Source organism: Pseudomonas sp. 2(2015) (assembly GCF_000955865.1).
Taxonomy (GTDB): domain Bacteria; phylum Pseudomonadota; class Gammaproteobacteria; order Pseudomonadales; family Pseudomonadaceae; genus Aquipseudomonas.
In genome coordinates this window covers 77,110-96,422 of record NZ_JYOF01000004.1, presented here as the reverse complement: position 1 = coordinate 96,422, position 19,313 = coordinate 77,110, and the positions used below count along the sequence as shown (strand labels likewise).

Here is a 19,313-nt window from a genome sequence, read left to right as displayed (position 1 = left end):
CGAGCTGAGTGACACAAAGACATAAGGCTCTTGCAAAAGTGAGCGCGGCGGCCCCGTCACGACAGTAACAACCCACGCCGGCAGCCCATACAAACAGCTTTGCAAGAGACTCACCCCACAAACGAAAAAGCCCCGTCGCGAGACAGGGCTTTTCCAGCGTTCGCGCGATTACTCGGCGACAACGCTCACGTAACGACGACCGAAGGCGCCTTTAACTTCGAACTTGATCTTACCCGCGATCTTGGCGAACAGGGTGTGATCTTTACCCATGCCAACGCCGTAGCCAGCGTGGAATTGGGTGCCGCGCTGACGCACGATGATGTTGCCAGGGATGATAGCCTGGCCGCCATACATCTTCACGCCAAGGCGTTTGGCTTCTGAGTCGCGACCGTTACGGGTACTACCACCAGCTTTTTTGTGTGCCATGGTTCAAATTCTCCAGAAATGGATTCAGGCGATTAAGCCGAAATACCGGTGATCTTGATTTCGGTGAACCACTGGCGGTGGCCCATACGCTTCATGTGGTGCTTACGGCGGCGGAACTTGATGATGCGCACTTTGTCGTGACGACCTTGGGAGATCACTTCAGCAACAACCTTGGCACCAGCAACGACTGGAGCGCCGATGTTCACGTCGTCGCCATTGGCAACCAACAGAACGCGGTCGAAAGTCACGGATTCGCCAGTGGCGATTTCCAGTTTTTCGATTTTCAGGTATTCACCTTCGGCGACTTTGTACTGCTTGCCACCGGTAACAATTACTGCGTACATGGGTATTTCTCCGATAATCCTGCTCACCCAGCTCTTTATAGGAAGAGTATTGGCTGGCATGGCTGCATAGGGCTGGAACGGCCCAGTGCAATTGCGTAAGGCAGGTGCTGCCCAGGAAGTTCAGGGTGCGCGATTGTACGCAAGCCCCGCTTTGCTTGCAAGTCCCACCCCCGGCCCGCGGGCAGCGCGCCTTGACACGCCGGGACCCGCGACCTAGCATGCCGCGCAACCTTTATGGAGCACCTGTGGCCGATGCAACCCCAAGCTTTCTACCGTGCGGTAGCGGACGACTTCAGCGCCGTTGACGAGATTATCAAGAAACAGCTGACTTCGCGTGTACCGCTGGTATCGAAAATCGGCGACTACATTACCTCGGCCGGCGGCAAGCGCCTGCGCCCGCTGCTGGTGCTGCTGTGCGGCAAGGCCCTGGGCCGCGAAGGCGACGACCTGCGCCTGCTGGCCGCCACCATCGAGTTCCTGCACACCGCCACCCTGCTGCATGACGACGTCGTCGACATGTCCGGCATGCGCCGTGGCCGCTCCACCGCCAACGCCCTGTGGGGCAACGCGCCGAGCGTACTGGTCGGTGACTTCCTGTACTCGCGCTCGTTCGAGATGATGGTCGAACTGGGCTCGATGCCGGTCATGCAGATCCTCTCCAAGGCCACCCGGGTCATTGCCGAAGGCGAAGTCCTGCAGTTGTCCAAAGTGCGCGACGCCAGCACCACCGAAGAAGTCTACATGGACGTCATCCGCGGCAAGACCGCGATGCTGTTCGAGGCCTCGACCCACAGCGCCGCGGCCCTGGCCCAGGCCAGCGAGGAGCAGAGCGAAGCCCTGCGCACCTTCGGCGACCACCTGGGCGTGGCCTTCCAGCTGGTCGACGACCTGCTCGACTACAAGGGCGATGCGCAGACCCTGGGCAAGAACGTCGGTGACGACCTGGCCGAAGGCAAGCCGACCCTGCCACTGATCTACACCATGCGCGAAGGCACCGCCGAACAGGCTGCGCTGGTCCGCCAGGCCATCCAGAAAGGCGGCATCGAAGACCTCGAGAGCATCCGCGCGGCCGTTGAAGCCTCGGGCTCGCTGGACTACACCGCCAAGCTGGCCCGCGACTACGTGGCCCGCGCCATCGCCTGCCTGGACGTGCTGCCAGCCAGCGAATACCGCGATGCGCTGGTCGAACTCAGCGAATTCGCCGTCGCCCGCACGCACTGATCGCCCTGCCCCGGCCCATCGCTCGATGGGCCCGATTAGCCTCTGACGGACAAAACCCTATACAATGTAGGTTTTGTACCTGTACGTCTTGAGGAACCTTAGTGAGCACTTTGCCACCCTGCCCCAAATGCAACTCCGAATACACCTACGAAGACGGCGCCCAGCTGATCTGCCCCGAGTGCGCTCACGAGTGGTCGGCTGCCGGTGAAGCCGAAGCGGCCAGCGACGAAGCGGTGAAAAAGGATGCAGTAGGCAACGTCCTGCAGGACGGCGACACCATCACCGTGATCAAGGACCTCAAGGTCAAGGGCACCTCGCTGGTGGTCAAGGTCGGCACCAAGGTCAAGAACATCCGCCTGTGCGATGGCGACCACGACATCGACTGCAAGATCGACGGCATCGGCCCGATGAAGCTGAAATCGGAATTCGTCCGCAAGGTCTGATTCTTCTGGGTTTCGGGGTCGCGCTGCGGCCTCGACAACCCACCGGCGGGAAAAAACCGCCAATAGGCACTTGCTATTTTGATAATAAGAATTATTCTCATTGAGCGCTTTCAAGGAGAATAGCCATGACTTATCTGATAGACGCCTGGCTTGACCGCCCCCATCCTTACCTGCGCATCCTGCACCGGGAAACCGGCGAGGTGTGTGCCGTGCTTGAAGAAGAAGCACTGGACGAACTGCGCGACCAGGGCGACCTGGATCTCAATGGTTTGAATTCAAGTGAGCCGAGTGTGCTCAAGGAGCTGGTGCGAAACCTGTTCCTGTTTTGCTATGCCCGGGCGTTGCGCCCTGGCGGTGGAACCGATTGGAACTGAAACCGCATCGCCGGCAAGGCCGGCTCCCACAATGGACCGGTGTGAAGCGAATCCTGTGGGAGCTGGCTTGCCAGCGATGAGGGCCGAAAGGCCCTCTGACGTTCTTAAAGAACGTCCAGCAGCTCGACGTCGAACACCAGCACGCTGTGCGGCGGGATGCTGCCAACGCCCTGAGCGCCGTAAGCCAGCTCGCTCGGCACGTACAGACGCCATTTGCTACCGGCGTTCATCAGTTGCAGGGCTTCGGTCCAGCCGGCGATCACGCCGCTGACCGGGAACTCTGCTGGCTGGCCGCGCTCGTAGGAGCTGTCGAACACGGTGCCGTCGATCAGGGTGCCGTGGTAGTGGGTACGCACGCTGTCGTCGCGGCTTGGCTTGGCGCCTTCGCCAGCAGTCAGTACTTCGAACTGCAGGCCCGAAGCCAGGGTGGTGATGCCGTCACGCTTGGCGTTTTCAGCCAGGAAAGCCTTGCCTTCGCCAGCGGCAGCTTCGGCCTTGGCCGCAGCTTCGGCTTGCATGATTTCGCGGATAACCTTGAAGCTGGCCGACAGGTCGGCTTCGCTGACGCGGCTGTCCTGGCCGTTGAAGGCGTCGGTCAGGCCGGCCAGGATGGCGTCCAGGTTCACACCTGGTGGCGGGTTGTCACGCAGTTGGCCACCCAGCTGACGGCCGATGCCGTAGCTGACGCGAGTTTCGTCGGTAGACAGGTTGAGTTCGGACATTTGCTTGCTCCGCTGCAGGGCGCACGACAGCCGCGCCCTTTATGAAAAGGGCGAGCAGCCTAGCACACTGCGCTTGCGCAGATCAGCTACCAGGCCGAACGTCGTGGCATCGGGATTTTCAGGTCGCCGTCACCGGCGTCCGCGCCACCGCACATCTCGTCGTCCATCGACCAGTGCACCAGGTGCAGCGGCACGGCTGGCAAACCGTCGAGCAGGCGCTGCGCGTCGACCACCGAATGCACTTGCACACGCTTGCCGTGCTTATCAACCAGCGGATGGGCATGGCCTCTTACCCGGGCCTCGATAACGAACTCACCGCCTTCGAGGGCAATCAGGTTGAACTCATCGACATGACCGGCCCTGGCCTCGGTGTTCAGTTGTTGAAGGTTCATTGCGATACCTCGTTACTGGAACTTCGAGTGACCGTTCATTTTTTGTACAGCGGCAGGCAAAGCACAAGGCAAAAACGCAACCGCCCGTCCGTTTTGCAACGGACGGGCGGTATTTAGACTGGCAAAAGGCCTGGGTCAGTGCTTGGTGACCTTGTCCAGGTAACCCATGGCAAAGGCCGAGACCACGAAGGTCATGTGAATGATCACATACCACATCAGGTACTGGGGTTCGATGTTGCGCGCGTCCATGAACACCCGCAGCAGGTGGATCGAGGAAATCGCCACGATCGAGGCTGCGACTTTCATCTTCAGCGAAGACGAGTCCATCTTGCCCAGCCAGCTGAGTTTTTCCTTGTCTTCGTCGATATCCAGCTGCGAGACGAAGTTCTCGTAACCGGAAATCATCACCATCACCAGCAGGCCGCCGACCAGGGCCATGTCGATCAGCGACAGCAGCACCAGGATCAGGTCGGCTTCAGCCAGGGCGAAGACGTTGGGCAGGACGTGGAAGATCTCCTGGAAGAACTTCAGTGCCAGCGCCAACAGGCCCAACGACAGACCAAAGTAGATGGGCGCGAGCAGCCAGCGCGAGGCATACATCGCATTTTCGATAATACGTTCCATTGAAAACTCGTCAGGTTGGCAAAAAAGCGAGCGCGAGTATAACAGCCACCCATGACAGAAAAAGCCCGTGGCACGCTGCCACAGGCGCGGCGCAGGCCGTCTCAGGTTTCCGGATGGAACTGGAAGTCGCCGACGTGATGCACACGCTCACCGTTGATCCGGCGCAGTTGCGCTTGCAGGTGCACGCACCAGATCTGCGGATCGTCAGCCAGTTGGTAACCGTGCAGGGTCAGGCTGTCGACAATGGCGTTGAGCACCGATTCGGCCACGAATGGCCCGTGAAACGGCCCCTGGGCCTTGATCGCAGAGGGCTGCTCGCCAGCCATGCCGGCGGCAAACAGCAGGGTCCACATGCCGTTGTCACCGGCCAATGGGCGGATGCTGCATTCAATGCGGGTCACCAGGCCCAGGCATTGACGGGTGAGGCTGAGGCTGCGCGGCATGGCGGAGGTCCTCGGTAAACCCTTGTTCAGCCTTCAGGTGAAGGCTGTCTCTTCCTGTACCTACCACTGTCCCTGAACTGAAGAATAGAAGAATTCCGCCCATGCGTGGAAAAACCGGCGCCGAATGGTCATGTTCCATTTAGCGCCGTTTTTTTGACTCGTACCACTCAGATCAGGACGGCTTGACCTGGGCCAGGGCCTGCTCGGCGTGCTCCTTTTCTGCCTCCTTGAGGTCCTCTTCGCTGATCATCTCGGCAATTACCCGCAGGCGCTCGACGACCCGGGCGTTGACGCTGCCTTCCGGGAACTGGCCTTCTTCGTCCGGCTCACCGGCAGGTTCACCGACCAAAAGGCTCAGGGCCTCGTCGGCCTGGCTTACGGCGTAGACGTGGAACATGCCGGCGCGTACCGCCTGCAGCACTCGCTCGTCGAGCATCAGCGTGGCAACGTTGGCACGCGGGATGATCGCGCCTTGCTCGCCAGTCAGGCCACGGGCTTCACAAAGGCGGAAGAAGCCCTCGATCTTCTCGTTGACCCCACCGACCGCCTGCACTTCACCGAACTGGTTGATCGAGCCGGTGATGGCGAAGCACTGCTTGAGCGGGGTTTTCGACAAGGCCGAGATCAGCGTGCAGGCCTCGCCCAGCGAGGCGCTGTCGCCGTCGACATAACCGTAGGACTGCTCCAAGGCGATACTCGCGGAGATCGCCAGGGGGAATTCCTGGGCATAACGGCTACCCAGGTAACCGGTGAGGATCATCACCCCCTTGGAGTGGATCGGCTGGCCGAGGTTGACCTCGCGCTCGATGTCGACGATACCGCTGCCGCCGGGGTAGACCGTGGCGGAGATCCGCGCCGGCACCCCGAAGGCCGAGTCGCCGACTTCCAGTACGGTCAGGCCGTTGCACTTGCCCACCGCGGCGCCGTCGGTATCGATGAGGATGATGCCGGCCAGCATGTCGTCGAGAATCCGCGCCGACACACGGCCGGTGCGCGTGGCCTTGGCCTTGAGCGCACGTTCGATGTGCCCGGCGTCGGTCATTTCGTCATTGGCCAGGTGGCGGATGAAGTCCGCCTCGCTGACCAGCTGGAACAAATCACCAATACGCGCCGACAAACGCCCCTGGTGCTCGGCCAGGCGCGCGCTGTAGGTCGCCAGGCGCGCCACCGCGTCGGCGCTCAGCGGCGCCATGCCCTCCTCGCTGGTGCGGGTCTTGAGCAACTGGGCGAACTGCTCCAGGCTCTCGTCGACCATGGGGATGTCTTCGTCGAAGTCGACCAGCACCCGGAACATCTCCTGGAAGTCCGGATCGTGATCCTGCAGGGCGTAGTACAGCTGGCGCGCACCGATGATCACCACCTTGATGTTCAGCGGGATCATCTGCGGGTTGAGGGTCACGGTGGCCAGGCGGCCGAACTCGCCCAACGGCGATTCCATCTTCAGCTTGCGCGACTGCAGGGCGCGCTTGAGCGCGTCCCAGACAAACGGCTCGCTGAGCATCTTCTCGGCTTCCAGAATCAGGAAGCCGCCGTTGGCCCGGTGCAGGGCCCCCGGGCGCAGTTGCCGATAGGTGGTGTACAACGCGCCCTGGTCGGTGCTGTATTCGATACGGCCGAACAGGTTGTCGTAGGTCGGGTGTGGCTCGAACACCACCGGCGCCCCGCCGCTGGCGTGATGGCCGACCACCAGGCTCGGTGCGTACTGCTCTTCGAGCAGCTTGCGCGCCTGGGCGTCGGTCTTGCTGTCATCAACCAGTTGCTCGACCACTGTGCGCAGCAGGTAGACCTGCATGGCTTGCAGGTAGGCACAGACGGCGGCGTTCTCGGCGTACTTTTCAGACAGCGGCGCCAGCAATGGCTGCAAGGCCAGGGTGATGGTTTCTTCGTTGAGTTGACGCAGCTGGTTGCTCGATTCGCGCTTCCATTGCGGCAGGCTCGCCAGTTCTTCGTTGAGGCGTTCTTCCAGCGCGGCGATATCGTCGTGGAAACGCTCGCGCTCGGCTTCCGGCAGTTGCGCAAATTCCGCTTCGTCCAGCGCCTTGCCGTCGGCCATCGGGGTGAAGGCAACGTTGCTGCTGTCGCGGTACAGGGCCACGTCCTTTTCCAGCGAGGCGCGCTCGATCACATCCAGGGCACGGTCGTATCGCTGGTTGAAGGCGCGGTCGATGGCGCTTTTTTTCTGCTGGTAGGACGGGTGCTCGAACACTGCCGGAAAGGTTGCCAGCAGGTTGTCGATCAGGCCACCGATGTCGCTGATGAACGCACCGGCGCTGCCCGGTGGCAGCTCCAGCGCGCGCGGCTCGCGTGGCTCGTCGTAGTTGTTGACATAGACCCAGTCCGACGGCGTTTGCAGGCGCTTGCCTTCGGCCTTGAGGTAGCGTTTGACGAACGAGAAACGGCCAGTGCCGGGCTCGCCCATGACGAAGACGTTATACCCGGGACGCGGCATGGCGACGCCGAACTGCAAGGCTTCGACTGCACGCTCCTGGCCAAGCACACCGCGAAAAGGCTCCAGATCATTGGTGGTGGAAAAAGCGAACTGTTCAGCGGAAAACGGCCGGGTCAGGGCTTCGGGCGCAAGACGCAGGCTCGCAGCGACAGGATCGGGCATCGGGCTTCCTTACTTCGGCGGGGCGGATGTCAGCATTCTGGCGCCGTGCGCGTGCACGTTGCAAGGCTCATCGCTGCTAATTGTCGCAGGGGCGAAAAGCCGATCTACGTCAATATTTTCAGGCAATCTTTCGCAATAAATCACGGAACCCTTAGATCGTGCCTAAACTCCAAACTGCGCGGCTGGGTAAATAACCGACCCGCCCTGGCAACTGGTCCTACAGATATGCCAGACAACCCTGACCTTTGGTATGTAATTCTAGAAAGAGAACAATGCTATGAAACGGATTCTTCTGGGTACTCTGTTCACCGCGGTCTCCCTCAATGCCATGGCCCAGGCCCCTGGCGGACCGGATTGCGGCTGGGGCAACATGCTGTTCGAGGGCCAACGCGGCACACCGGCCCACTTCCTTGCATCCACCACCAACGGCACCTCCGGCAACGCCACTTTCGGCATGACCTCGGGCACCAACGGCTGCTCGACCAACGCTGCGCTGACCTATGGCGGTAAATCATGGTTCGCCATGAACGGCATGATGAACGAACTCTCCGAAGACATGGCCAAGGGTCAAGGTGAAGCACTGACCACCTATGCCGTGGTGCTCGGTGTCGCACCGGAAGATCGCGCGCACTTCGCCGCGGTTACCCATCAACACTTCCAGGACATCTTCAAAACCGCCGATGTCACGGCTGAAGATGTACACAGCAACACCCTCGCGGTACTGAAAAGCGATCCACGCCTGGCCAAATACGCCACCCAGGCTTAAGCTCGGCCCACCCGCCCCTTCACCGGGGCGGGTTGTTGTCCGCCTCTATCGGCATCATTCAGACTTAGTTGCCCGACATGCTCAAACGCCTTGCCTACCTGGCGCTCTGTGCCTGCGCCCCGCTGCATGCTGCCCCTTCATTCGATGAAGCACGCCTTAAGCAACTGGCGGCCGACCGCTACTGGATCGCCCTCGGCCATTACGAGACGGCCAAGCTGGGCGGCTGGCGCAGCTATGTCGATGACCAACGCTTCTTTCTTGCCCAGGACGGTGCCCATCACCCCGACCAGGAGCTGCGCGCCACCGTCAAGGCGCTGTACGCACCGGCGAGCCTGGGCGACAAACATGCCCAGTGCGTGTTCCCGGCACGTACCCGCTGGCTGCGCGAGCAGTTGCAACTGGACGACCTGCCGAGCCCGGACTGCAAGGACTACACCCAGTGGTTCAAGGACGTCTCGCCGCACAGTGCGGTGATGATCTTCCCGGCCGCCTACCTCAACAGTCCCTCGTCGATGTTCGGCCATACCCTGCTACGCATCGACCAGGCCGACGTGCAGAGCAACGAAACCGCCCTGCTCAGCTACGCGATCAACTTCGGCGCCTATATCGAAGGCAGCGACAACAGCATCCTCTATGCCTGGAAGGGCCTGATGGGCGGCTACCCGGGCCTGTTCGCCCTGGTGCCCTACCAAGAGAAACTCTCCGAGTACCGTAGCCTGGAAAACCGCGACCTGTGGGAATACCGGCTGAACCTGACCCCGGAAGAAACCGGGCGCATGGTCGAGCACGTCTGGGAACTCAAGCAGATCCAGTTCGACTACTTCTTCTTCGACGAAAACTGCTCCTACCGCCTGCTCGAGCTGCTGCAGGTGGCGCGCCCGAGCCTGGACCTGACTTCGCAGTTCCCGCTGACCGCGATCCCCACCGACACGGTCAAGGCGGTCAAGCAGGCCGGCCTGGTCGAGCGTATCGACTACCGGCCGTCGCGCGAGCGCGAACTGCTGGAGCGCGCCAAGCCGCTGGAGGCCGAGGAACAGCAACAGGTGCTGGCCGTCAGTGCCGACACCGCGCAGCTACAAAGCCCCGCGTTCACCGCCCTGCCCCGCGAGCGCCAGGCCCTGGTGCAGGACGCCGCCTACCGCCTGGAGCGTTACCGCGCCAACGGTCAGGAGCGCGACCCGGCGCGGACCAAGCGCAGCTTCGAGCTGCTGCGGGCAATCAACCGCAACCCGCCGCCGGAGCTTGAGATCGAGCGCCCCGGCTTGCCTGAGGACGGCCACCAGTCACGTACCTGGCAATTGGGCCTGGGCAGCCGCGATGATCGCGCCTACGCCGAATATGGCCTGCGCATGGCCTATCACGACCTCAACGACAACGCCTACGGCTTCCCCCTTGGCGCACAGATCGAGATCCTCCAGCTCAAGCTGCGCCAGTACGAAGGCAACGACTGGCAGGTGCAGCGTCTGGACCTGGCGACCATCCGCTCGCTGACCCCGCGCAACGCCCTGCTGCAACCTTGGTCCTGGCAGGTCGCCGGGGGGCTTGAGCGAGTGCTGGGCAAGCACGGCGACGAGGCGCTGGTCAGCCACGTCAATGGCGGCGCCGGCGCTACCTGGCAGTTGGCCGATGACGTACTGGGCTTTGCCCTGGGCACGGTGCGCGTCGAGCACAACAATGACTTCGCCGGCTTCATTGCGCCGGCTGCAGGCTTCAATACCGGGATGCTGTGGCGCAACCCGCTGGGCAACCTGAGCGTCGAGGCCAAGGCCGACTACTTCACCAATGGCGAGGTGCGCCGTAGCCTGAGTCTGAATCAGCAGTGGGAGCTGTCCCGCGATCTGGGTGTACGTTTGAGTGCCAGCCGCGACTTCAGCAAGCTTGCGTCAGCGCAGAACGAGGTGATGCTGGAGCTCAAGTGGTATCACTATTAGCAAGGCCCCAATACCTTGATCACATGCTTTTGACACGCCGCCGACAATTGCCCGCCTAGACTTTCCCTGGCAAGCGGAGAGTCTGAACATGCGGCGGTACTGGCTGGTAATGGTGGTAATGGGTGTGCTCACAGGTTGCCAGACAACCCATGAGCAATTGATCAATCAAGGTTACCCACCGGCCTATGCCGATGGCTTCCAGGACGGTTGCAGCAGCGGTCGCCAGGCCGCCGGGGTGATGGCCGGGGACTTTCGCAAAGACGTGCCGCGCTACCTGCACAACCGCCAGTACGAGTCCGGCTGGGACGACGGCTTTCGCCAGTGCCACGCCATGCAGGAGAACCAGGACCTGCAGGAGTATCGCGCCCGTCACTGGGATGAGCGCGATGAGCAGTGGCAGGAAGAAAAGGATCGCGACGCCGCGCGCGCCTATCGACACAAATAGGCCGCAAGCACCCGAAGTCGTCGCCGTCGAGCCCGAGACTTAAACCACGCCCTGGGCCAGCATGGCATCGGCAACCTTGACGAAGCCGGCGATGTTGGCGCCTTTGACGTAGTTGATGCGGCCGTTCTCTTCGCCGTAGTGCACGCAGGCGTGGTGGATCGACTGCATGATGTTGTGCAGCTTGCTGTCCACTTCACCGGCGGTCCACAGCAGGCGCATGGCGTTCTGCGACATCTCCAGGCCACTGACGGCAACGCCGCCGGCGTTGGAGGCCTTGCCCGGGGCGAAGAGGATGCCGGCCTCGATGAAGATATCCACAGCCTCGAGGGTGGTCGGCATGTTGGCGCCTTCGGCCACGCAGAGGCAGCCGTTGCGCAGCAGGGTGCGGGCGTCTTCGGCGTCCAGTTCGTTCTGCGTCGCGCATGGCAGGGCAATGTCGCAGGCCAGGTTCCAGGGGCGCTGGCCCTTGCGGAACTCCAGGCCGAAACGTTCGGCCAGCTCGCTGATACGGCCGCGCTTGACGTTTTTCAGCTCCATCAGCGCATCCCACTGCTCGTCGCTCATGCCGGCTTCGCAGTACAGGGTGCCTTCGGAGTCGGACAGCGAGATCACCTTGCCGCCCAGGTCCATGACCTTGCGCGCCGCATACTGGGCAACGTTGCCGGAGCCGGAGATGGCCACCCGGCGACCGTCGATGCGCAGGTCCTGGCGCTTGAGCATTTCTTCGGCGAAGTACACGCAGCCGTAGCCGGTGGCTTCCGGGCGGATCAGGCTGCCGCCGTAAGTCATGCCTTTGCCAGTCAGCACCGAGGTGAACTGGTTGGCCAGACGCTTGTACTGGCCGAACAGGAAGCCGATCTCGCGGGCGCCAACGCCGATATCGCCGGCCGGCACATCGAGGTCGGCGCCGATGTGGCGGTACAGCTCGCTCATGAATGCCTGGCAGAAGCGCATGACTTCAGCATCGCTCTTACCCTTCGGATCGAAGTCCGAGCCGCCCTTGCCGCCGCCCATGGGCAGCGAGGTCAGGGAGTTCTTGAATACCTGTTCGAAGGCCAGGAATTTGAGCACGCCGAGGTTCACCGAGCGGTGGAAGCGCAGGCCGCCCTTGTACGGGCCGATGGCACTGCTCATCTGGATGCGGTAGCCGCGGTTGACCTGGACCTTGCCCTGGTCATCGACCCACGACACGCGAAACAGGATCGCCCGCTCAGGCTCGACCATACGCTCGAGGATACCGGCCTGCAGGTAGTGTGGATTGGCTTCGAGGAACGGCCAGAGGCTGCGCAGCACCTCTTCGACCGCCTGATGGAATTCAGGCTGGGCCGGGTCGCGTTGCTTGAGGCGGGCGAGGAAATCTTCGACAGATTCGATCATGTAGACATTCACCAGATGGAGTTGGACTTATGTTTTTTCCTCGACTTTACCAAGAAGCCACGGCACCGCAACAGGGCGCAATGTCGTTTTTATGAAATTAAATGGTGCATTTGTATAAGTGTATACATGTTAAGCCGTATCGCGAGGCAAGCCCGCTCCTACAGGGCCGGGGTAAATTTCGGGCAAAAAAAACGGGACCCGAAGGCCCCGTTTCAGTGCAAACCCCTGAGGGTCATGCCAGTTTTTTGTGCCGTACGCGGTGCGGCTGGGCAGCCGCTTCGCCCAGGCGTTTCTTGCGATCGGCTTCGTACTCGGTGTAGTTGCCTTCGAAGAATACCGCCTGCGAATCGTCTTCGTAGGCCAGGATGTGGGTCGCCACACGGTCCAGGAACCAGCGATCGTGAGAAATCACGATGGCGGCGCCCGGGAAGTCCAGCAGGGCTTCCTCCAGCGAACGCAGGGTTTCGACGTCGAGGTCGTTGGACGGTTCGTCGAGCAGCAGGACGTTGGCGCCCTCTTTCAGGGTCAGGGCCAGGTGCAGACGGCCGCGCTCACCACCGGAGAGGTCCTTGACGAACTTCTGCTGGTCGCCGCCCTTGAAGTTGAAACGGCCAACGTAGGTGCGCGACGGAATCTCGTAGGTGCCGATGCGCAGCTGGTCGGAGCCGTCGGAGATCTGCTGGAACACGGTCTTGTTGCCGTCGAGGTCTTCACGGCTCTGGTCGACGCAGGCCAGTTGCACGGTTTCACCGATCTCGATGCTGCCCGAGTCCGGTTGTTCCTTGCCCATCAGCATGCGGAACAGAGTCGATTTACCGGCACCGTTACCGCCGATCACGCCGACGATCGCGCCTTTTGGCATGGAGAACGACAGGTTGTCGATCAGCACGCGATCGCCATAGCCCTTGCTGACGTTCTTGAACTCGATGACCTTGTCACCCAGGCGCGGACCGGCCGGGATGTAGATCTCGTTGGTCTCGCTGCGCTTCTGGAATTCCTGCGACTGCATTTCTTCGAAGCGTTGCAGGCGGGCCTTGGACTTGGACTGACGTGCCTTGGCGCCTTTGCGCACCCACTCCAGTTCTTCCTTCATGGCCTTTTCATGGGCCGACTGCTGCTTGGATTCCTGGGCCAGACGATCGGACTTGGCTTCCAGCCAACCCGAATAGTTGCCTTCATACGGAATACCGGCGCCGCGGTCGAGCTCGAGGATCCAGCCGGCAACGTTGTCGAGGAAGTACCGGTCGTGGGTAATCGCGACCACGGTGCCCGGGAAGTCGTGAAGGAAGTGTTCCAGCCAGGCGACGGAATCGGCGTCCAGGTGGTTGGTCGGTTCGTCGAGCAGGAGCATGTCGGGGGCCGACAGCAGCAGGCGGCACAGGGCCACACGGCGCTTCTCACCACCGGACAGGTGCTCGACCTTGGCTTCCCACGCTGGCAGGCGCAGGGCGTCGGCGGCCACTTCCAGCTGGCGCTCGAGGTTGTGACCGTCGCTGGCCTGGAGGATGGCTTCGAGTTTGGCCTGTTCGGCGGCCAGCTTGTCGAAGTCGGCATCCGGCTCGGCGTAGGCGGCGTAGACTTCGTCCAGGCGAGCCTGGGCATCCTTGATCACGCTGACCGCTTCCTCGACCACTTCACGCACGGTCTTGGACGGGTCCAGCTGTGGCTCCTGCGGCAGGTAGCCGATGTTCAGGTCCGGCATCGGACGGGCTTCGCCGTCGAACTCGGTATCGACACCCGCCATGATTTTCAGCAGGGTGGATTTACCCGAGCCGTTGAGGCCGAGCACGCCGATCTTGGCGCCGGGGAAGAAGGACAGCGAAATGTTCTTGAGGATTTCCCGCTTCGGCGGGACAACCTTGCCCAGCCGATGCATGGTATAGACGTATTGAGCCATGGAAAAACCTAGCGTCAGAGACGAAAAAATAGAAACGAAACAGATGAAGGGCGCCGTGGCGCCCAGGAAAGGGCCAAAGCTACCGTAATGCGCCGGGTTGGGCAAACCGCCGACGAACAGGGCTGGCACTTTGCCACGTTTGCGGGCATGCTAGCCGCCCTTCGGGCGTCCGGCTTATAGTGCGCAACCGGAGCCGTCGCCAGGAACGCGGCACTTGCCAACCAGCAGCTCTAAACCTGCCATCCAGCCATACCGCAGGATCAACGTTTGACCAATCTCACTCAGCCGTCATCCCTGCGCAAGCCGGCCACTGCGTCAGGCTCGCCGCTGCGCGGCTCATTGAAAGGCGCGCTGGCCCTGTTGGTGCTGTTGCTGCTAGGCCTGCTGCTGTGGCAGTTGATCGCCCAGTTCCGTCATACCCAGGCTGACCAGTACCAGCACAGCCTGAACGCCAGCGCCGAGCTCGCCGACCACATGAGCCTGAACATGGCGCTCAAGGCCCAGGTGGCGCTCAACCAGATCCAGCCCTACCGCTCATCGCCTGCCCCTGAGCAACTGGCGCAGGTCATCGCGCAACTGCGCCAGCAGCAGCCCAAGCTGCTCAGCGTCGCCTGGATTGGTGCCGATGGCAGCCTGCAGGCCGACAGCCTGAAGGATACACCCGATTACCAGGCACTGGACGAACTGCTGCGACTCAACCAGGGCCGCGACTTCTATTACAGCAACAGTGCCGACAACCAGCAGGTCTACCTGTTGCTGCGCCAGCCGGGCGAGGCGCCCAGCGGCTACTGGTTCCTGCGCCTGGCCCCGGGTTACTACAGCGACCTGACCAACCACCTGGACCGCCCCAATCACCCGTTGTGGCTGCTGGAAAACAGCCGCACCGGCGAGATCATCAACCGCCATCAGCCGACCCCCGGCAGCGACGAGCCGCTGCAAAGCGTGATGCTGGCGTTCCTCGACAACAGTACCTGGCAACTGCGCGGCCTGTTCGATGCCGGCCTTGCCCGCCAGCAACTGCTGCCGGCGCTGATCGGCAAATGCATGCTCGGGCTGTTCTGCGCGCTGATCCCGCTGCTGGCGCTGATCAACATGCGCCGCCGCCATCGCCTGCTGCAGGAAAGCCGCCGACGCTATCACGATATCTTCGAAGGCACCGGGGTCGCCCTGTGCGTGCTAGATCTCTCGGGCCTGCCCGGCCAGCTCGAGCGCTATCGCCTGCGCAGCCGCCCGGCGCTGGAACAGCGCCTGGCTTTCGACCAGCCATTGCGGCGGATTTTGCTCCAGGAGCTGAAAGTCACCGAGGTCAACCAGGTGGCCTTGCAACTGCTGGGCGTCAACTGTTGCGACAGTGCCTGGCAACGCCTGGTCGAAGGCTCGCAGACCGGCAACGAAGGCATCGGCATCCAGCTCCTCGGGGCGATCCTCGACAACCAGCAGCAGCTGGAGCTGGAAGTGCGCCTGCCGGTGCCCGGTGGCGACGACCTGCACCTGTGGCTGATGGTGCGTTTCCCGCAGCAGCGCCGCGATTACCAGGCAGTGATCCTCAGCATCAGCGACATCACCAGCCGCAAGCAGGTCGAGCTGTCGTTGCTCGAGCGCGAAAGCTTCTGGTCGGATGTGGTGCGCACCGTGCCCGACCAGTTGTACGTCCAGGACGTGCATAGCCAGCTGATGATCTTCAGCAACCGCAACCTCGGCCAGACCCTGGGTTACAGCCGCACCGAGCTTGCGCAGATGGGCGACCATTTCTGGGAGGTGCTGCTGCACCCGGACGACGCCCAGCTCTATCACCAGTTGCGCCAGCAGCAACGCGATTCGGGCTACGTCGAGCAACTGCATTGCCAGCTGCGCTTCCGTCACCACGACCAGCGCTGGCTGCGTTTCGACATCCGCGAGCAGGCCCTGACCCGCGACAGCGTAGGTTGCGTGACGCGGATCATTGGCGTCGGCAAGGACGTTACCGAGCAGATCGAGGCCAGCGAGTCTCTGCGCGACAGCGAACAGCGCTACCGCATGCTCGCCGAAAGTATCAGCGACGTGATCTTCTCCACCGACAGCCAGTTGCAACTGAACTACGTCAGCCCGTCGATCCAGGCGGTGCTGGGCTTTGAAGTGGAGTGGATTTTCGAGAACGGCTGGCACTCGACCATCGCCAACCCGGCCCAGCTCACCGGTATCTACAGCCTGGTCGAGCGGGTCAACAAGGCCCTGGGCGACCCCGAACAGATGGAACTGCTGCGCACCCAGTTGCCGACCCAGCTGTTCCTGTTCGATTGCCTGCGCGCCGATGGCCGCAAGATCCCGATCGAGCTGCGCCTGGTGCTGGTCTGGGATGACCAGGAGCGCTTCGAGGGCATCCTTGGCGTGGGCCGCGACATCAGCCAGCAGCGCCGCGCCGAGAAAGACCTGCGCATGGCCGCCACGGTGTTCGAGCATTCGACCTCGGCGATCCTCATTACCGACCCGGCCGGCTACATCGTCCAGGCCAACGAAGCCTTCAGCCGCGTCAGCGGCTATGCCGTGGCCGACGTGCTGGACCAGTTGCCGAGCCTGCTGACCGTCGATGAGCACCAGGATGCACACCTGCGCTACGTGCTCAAACAACTGCACCAGCGCGGCACCTGGGAAGGTGAAGTGTGGCTCAAGCGCCGCAGCGGCGAACATTACCCGGCCTGGGTCGGCATTACCGCGGTGCTCGACGATGAAGGCGACCTGGCCAGCTACGTGTGCTTCTTTACCGACATCAGCGAGCGCAAGGCCAGCGAACAGCGCATCCATCGCCTGGCCTACTACGACGCCCTGACCCACTTGCCCAACCGCACCCTGTTCCAGGACCGCCTGCACACTGCCCTGCAGCAAGCCGAGCGACAAAAGGCCTGGGTGGTGCTGATGTTCCTCGACCTCGACCGCTTCAAGCCGATCAACGACTCCCTCGGCCATGCCGCGGGCGACCGCATGCTCAAGGACATGGCCGAGCGCCTGCTCGACTGCGTCGATGACGACGACACCGTGGCGCGCATGGGCGGCGACGAGTTCACCTTGCTGCTGCAACCGCGCGCCACCCGCGAAATGGCCCTGAACCGGGCCATTCACGTGGCCGAGCAGATCCTTGGCAGCCTGGTGCGGCCATTCGTGCTGGAGAACCGCGAGTTCTTCGTCACCGCCAGTATCGGCATCGCCCTGAGCCCGCAGGACGGCAGCGAACTCAGCCAGCTGATGAAGAACGCCGACACCGCCATGTACCACGCCAAGGAGCGCGGCAAGAACAACTTCCAGTTCTACCAGGCCGACATGAACGCCAGTGCCCTGGAGCGCCTGGAGCTGGAAAGCGACCTGCGCCATGCCCTGGAGCAGAACGAATTCATCCTCTATTACCAGCCGCAGTTCAGCGGCGACGGCAAGCGCCTGACCGGTGCCGAGGCGTTGCTGCGCTGGCGTCATCCGCGGCGCGGGCTGGTACCGCCGGGGGATTTCATCCCGGTGATCGAGGAGCTGGGCCTGGTGGTCGATGTCGGCGACTGGGTACTCAAGGAAGCCAGCCGCCAGCTCAAGGCCTGGCACCAGGCCAAGGTGCGGGTGCCGAAGGTGTCGGTGAACATTTCGGCGCGGCAATTCTCCGACGGTCAACTGGGCGAACGCATCGCCACCATCCTCAAGGAAACCGGCCTGCCGCCGGCATGCCTGGAGCTGGAGCTGACCGAAAGTATCCTGATGCGCGAGGTCAACGAGGCCATGGTGATCCTCGACAGCCTGAAGAACCTCGGCCTGAGCATCGCCGTTGACGACTTCGGCACCGGCTATTCGTCGCTCAACTACCTCAAGCAGTTCCCCATCGACGTGCTGAAGATCGACCGCACCTTCGTCGACGGTCTGCCTGAGGGCGAGCAGGATGCACAGATCGCCCGGGCGATCATCGCCATGGCCCACAGCCTGAACCTGGCGGTGATCGCCGAGGGCGTCGAGACCCACGAACAGCTGGAGTTCCTCCGTGAACACGGCTGTGACGAAGTGCAGGGCTACCTGTTCGGCCGACCGATGCCGGCGCATCAGTTCGAGGCGCAGTTCAGCAACGAAACCCTGTTCATGTTCGAATAGGCAGGAAGCTGCAAGCCTTAAGCTACAAGCGGCAAGTTAGAAGCGTTACGCGTCCGGCCTTTGACTTGCCGCTTGAAGCTTGCAGCTTGTCGCTCATGAGCCCCATTTGTCTGCGACATGATGCCCTTTCATATGCCAGACAAAAGCTGATGAGGTAGAATGCCCGCCTATTTCAGCACGATCCTTGAGGACCGCCATGTTCAGCCGTGATTTGACCATTGCCAAGTACGACGCCGATCTCTTTGCCGCCATGGAGCAAGAAGCTCAGCGCCAGGAAGAACATATCGAGCTGATCGCCTCGGAAAACTACACAAGCCCCGCTGTCATGGAAGCCCAGGGCTCGGTGCTGACCAACAAGTACGCCGAAGGCTACCCGGGCAAGCGCTACTACGGCGGTTGCGAATACGTCGACGTGGTCGAGCAACTGGCCATCGACCGTGCCAAGGAGCTGTTCGGCGCCGATTACGCCAACGTCCAGCCGCACGCTGGCTCGCAAGCCAACAGCGCCGTCTACCTGGCCCTGCTGTCGGCCGGCGACACCATCCTGGGCATGAGCCTGGCCCACGGCGGTCACCTGACCCACGGCGCCAACGTCAGCTCCTCGGGCAAGCTGTACAACGCCATTCAGTACGGCATCGACGCCAACGGCCTGATCGACTACGACGAAGTCGAGCGCCTGGCGGTCGAGCACAAGCCGAAAATGATCGTTGCCGGTTTCTCGGCCTACTCGCAGATCCTCGACTTCCCACGCTTCCGTGAAATCGCCGACAAGGTCGGTGCCTACCTGTTCGTCGACATGGCCCACGTTGCCGGCCTGGTCGCTGCAGGCGTGTACCCGAACCCGGTGCCATTCGCCGACGTGGTCACCACCACTACCCACAAGACCCTGCGCGGTCCACGTGGTGGCCTGATCCTCGCGCGTGCCAACGCCGAGATCGAGAAGAAGCTCAACTCCGCAGTATTCCCGGGCGCCCAGGGCGGCCCGCTGGAGCACGTGATCGCCGCCAAGGCCATCTGCTTCAAAGAAGCGCTGCAGCCTGAGTTCAAGACCTACCAGCAACAAGTGGTGAAGAACGCCCAGGCCATGGCCGGTGTGTTCATCGAGCGCGGTTTTGACGTGGTCTCCGGCGGTACCCAGAACCACCTGTTCCTGCTGTCGCTGATCAAGCAGGAAATCTCCGGTAAAGACGCCGACGCCG

Annotated in this window: 17 protein-coding genes; 8 read left to right on the top strand and 9 right to left on the bottom strand. The window is 62.2% G+C overall.

The window, feature by feature from the left end; genetic code table 11:
- Positions 1–168: 168 nt before the first annotated feature.
- Both rpmA and rplU read right to left on the bottom strand, forming a co-directional pair.
- The gene (rpmA, locus tag UB48_RS08565; protein ID WP_010225698.1) at positions 169–426 is read right to left on the bottom strand and encodes a 50S ribosomal protein L27; all 258 of its coding nucleotides are present in this window, start codon (positions 424–426) and stop codon (positions 169–171) included.
- A 32-nt stretch (positions 427–458) separates the two neighbouring features.
- Positions 459–770: a 50S ribosomal protein L21 gene (gene rplU / locus UB48_RS08560; RefSeq protein ID WP_010225695.1), complete on the bottom strand. Its 312-nt coding sequence runs from the start codon at positions 768–770 to the stop codon at positions 459–461.
- Positions 771–1,022: 252 nt separating this feature from the next.
- Between rplU and UB48_RS08555 the strand changes: the two genes are divergently transcribed.
- The 3 genes from UB48_RS08555 to UB48_RS08545 all read left to right on the top strand — a co-directional run bounded on the left by UB48_RS08555 (position 1,023) and on the right by UB48_RS08545 (position 2,808).
- Complete coding sequence (locus UB48_RS08555) at positions 1,023–1,991, top strand: polyprenyl synthetase family protein (RefSeq protein WP_010225693.1); 969 nt, start codon at positions 1,023–1,025, stop codon at positions 1,989–1,991.
- 101 nt (positions 1,992–2,092) lie between these two features.
- Entirely contained in the window at positions 2,093–2,434 is a 342-nt protein-coding gene (locus tag UB48_RS08550) for a zinc ribbon domain-containing protein YjdM (protein ID WP_045195941.1), read from the top strand.
- Positions 2,435–2,559: 125 nt separating this feature from the next.
- Positions 2,560–2,808 (top strand): hypothetical protein, encoded by a 249-nt coding sequence (locus UB48_RS08545; protein ID WP_038997219.1) that lies wholly within the window; start codon positions 2,560–2,562, stop codon positions 2,806–2,808.
- 104 nt (positions 2,809–2,912) lie between these two features.
- Here the strand turns inward: UB48_RS08545 and UB48_RS08540 are convergent, their stop codons facing one another.
- From UB48_RS08540 to UB48_RS08520, 5 genes are all read right to left on the bottom strand, one after another.
- Positions 2,913–3,530 carry an FKBP-type peptidyl-prolyl cis-trans isomerase gene (locus tag UB48_RS08540; RefSeq protein WP_045195939.1) on the bottom strand — a complete coding sequence of 206 codons (618 nt, stop codon included), beginning with the start codon at positions 3,528–3,530 and terminating at the stop codon, positions 2,913–2,915.
- Between the two features lie 86 nt (positions 3,531–3,616).
- Complete coding sequence (locus tag UB48_RS08535; RefSeq protein ID WP_045195937.1) at positions 3,617–3,922, bottom strand: DUF6482 family protein; 306 nt, start codon at positions 3,920–3,922, stop codon at positions 3,617–3,619.
- Between the two features lie 135 nt (positions 3,923–4,057).
- Positions 4,058–4,546, bottom strand: coding sequence for a TIGR00645 family protein (locus UB48_RS08530; protein ID WP_010226381.1), 489 nt, complete (start codon positions 4,544–4,546; stop codon positions 4,058–4,060).
- A 101-nt stretch (positions 4,547–4,647) separates the two neighbouring features.
- On the bottom strand, positions 4,648–4,989 hold the full coding sequence (locus tag UB48_RS08525; RefSeq protein ID WP_010226382.1) for a hypothetical protein: 342 nt from the start codon (positions 4,987–4,989) through the stop codon (positions 4,648–4,650).
- A 172-nt stretch (positions 4,990–5,161) separates the two neighbouring features.
- Positions 5,162–7,600: a Lon protease family protein gene (locus UB48_RS08520; RefSeq protein ID WP_045195935.1), complete on the bottom strand. Its 2,439-nt coding sequence runs from the start codon at positions 7,598–7,600 to the stop codon at positions 5,162–5,164.
- Between the two features lie 277 nt (positions 7,601–7,877).
- On the opposite strand from UB48_RS08520, the gene UB48_RS08515 reads away from it, so the two are divergent.
- The 3 genes from UB48_RS08515 to UB48_RS08505 all read left to right on the top strand — a co-directional run bounded on the left by UB48_RS08515 (position 7,878) and on the right by UB48_RS08505 (position 10,742).
- On the top strand, positions 7,878–8,366 hold the full coding sequence (locus UB48_RS08515) for a DUF3015 domain-containing protein (protein WP_045195933.1): 489 nt from the start codon (positions 7,878–7,880) through the stop codon (positions 8,364–8,366).
- Positions 8,367–8,443: 77 nt separating this feature from the next.
- Positions 8,444–10,297, top strand: a complete 1,854-nt coding sequence (locus tag UB48_RS08510; protein ID WP_045195931.1) for a DUF4105 domain-containing protein — start codon at positions 8,444–8,446, stop codon at positions 10,295–10,297.
- Positions 10,298–10,385: 88 nt separating this feature from the next.
- Positions 10,386–10,742, top strand: a complete 357-nt coding sequence (locus tag UB48_RS08505) for a lipoprotein (protein WP_045195929.1) — start codon at positions 10,386–10,388, stop codon at positions 10,740–10,742.
- A gap of 39 nt (positions 10,743–10,781) precedes the next feature.
- Here UB48_RS08505 and gdhA read toward each other — a convergent pair whose 3' ends face one another.
- Positions 10,782–12,119 (bottom strand): NADP-specific glutamate dehydrogenase, encoded by a 1,338-nt coding sequence (gdhA, locus tag UB48_RS08500; RefSeq protein WP_045196574.1) that lies wholly within the window; start codon positions 12,117–12,119, stop codon positions 10,782–10,784.
- 232 nt (positions 12,120–12,351) lie between these two features.
- Positions 12,352–14,016 carry an energy-dependent translational throttle protein EttA gene (gene ettA, locus UB48_RS08495; RefSeq protein ID WP_045195926.1) on the bottom strand — a complete coding sequence of 555 codons (1,665 nt, stop codon included), beginning with the start codon at positions 14,014–14,016 and terminating at the stop codon, positions 12,352–12,354.
- Between the two features lie 267 nt (positions 14,017–14,283).
- Between ettA and UB48_RS08490 the strand changes: the two genes are divergently transcribed.
- A complete protein-coding gene (locus UB48_RS08490; RefSeq protein WP_045195924.1) occupies positions 14,284–18,114 on the top strand; it encodes an EAL domain-containing protein in 3,831 nt (1,276 codons plus the stop codon).
- A gap of 196 nt (positions 18,115–18,310) precedes the next feature.
- On the top strand, positions 18,311–19,313 hold a 1,003-nt coding region (glyA, locus tag UB48_RS08485; protein ID WP_045195922.1), incomplete at its 3' end, for a serine hydroxymethyltransferase.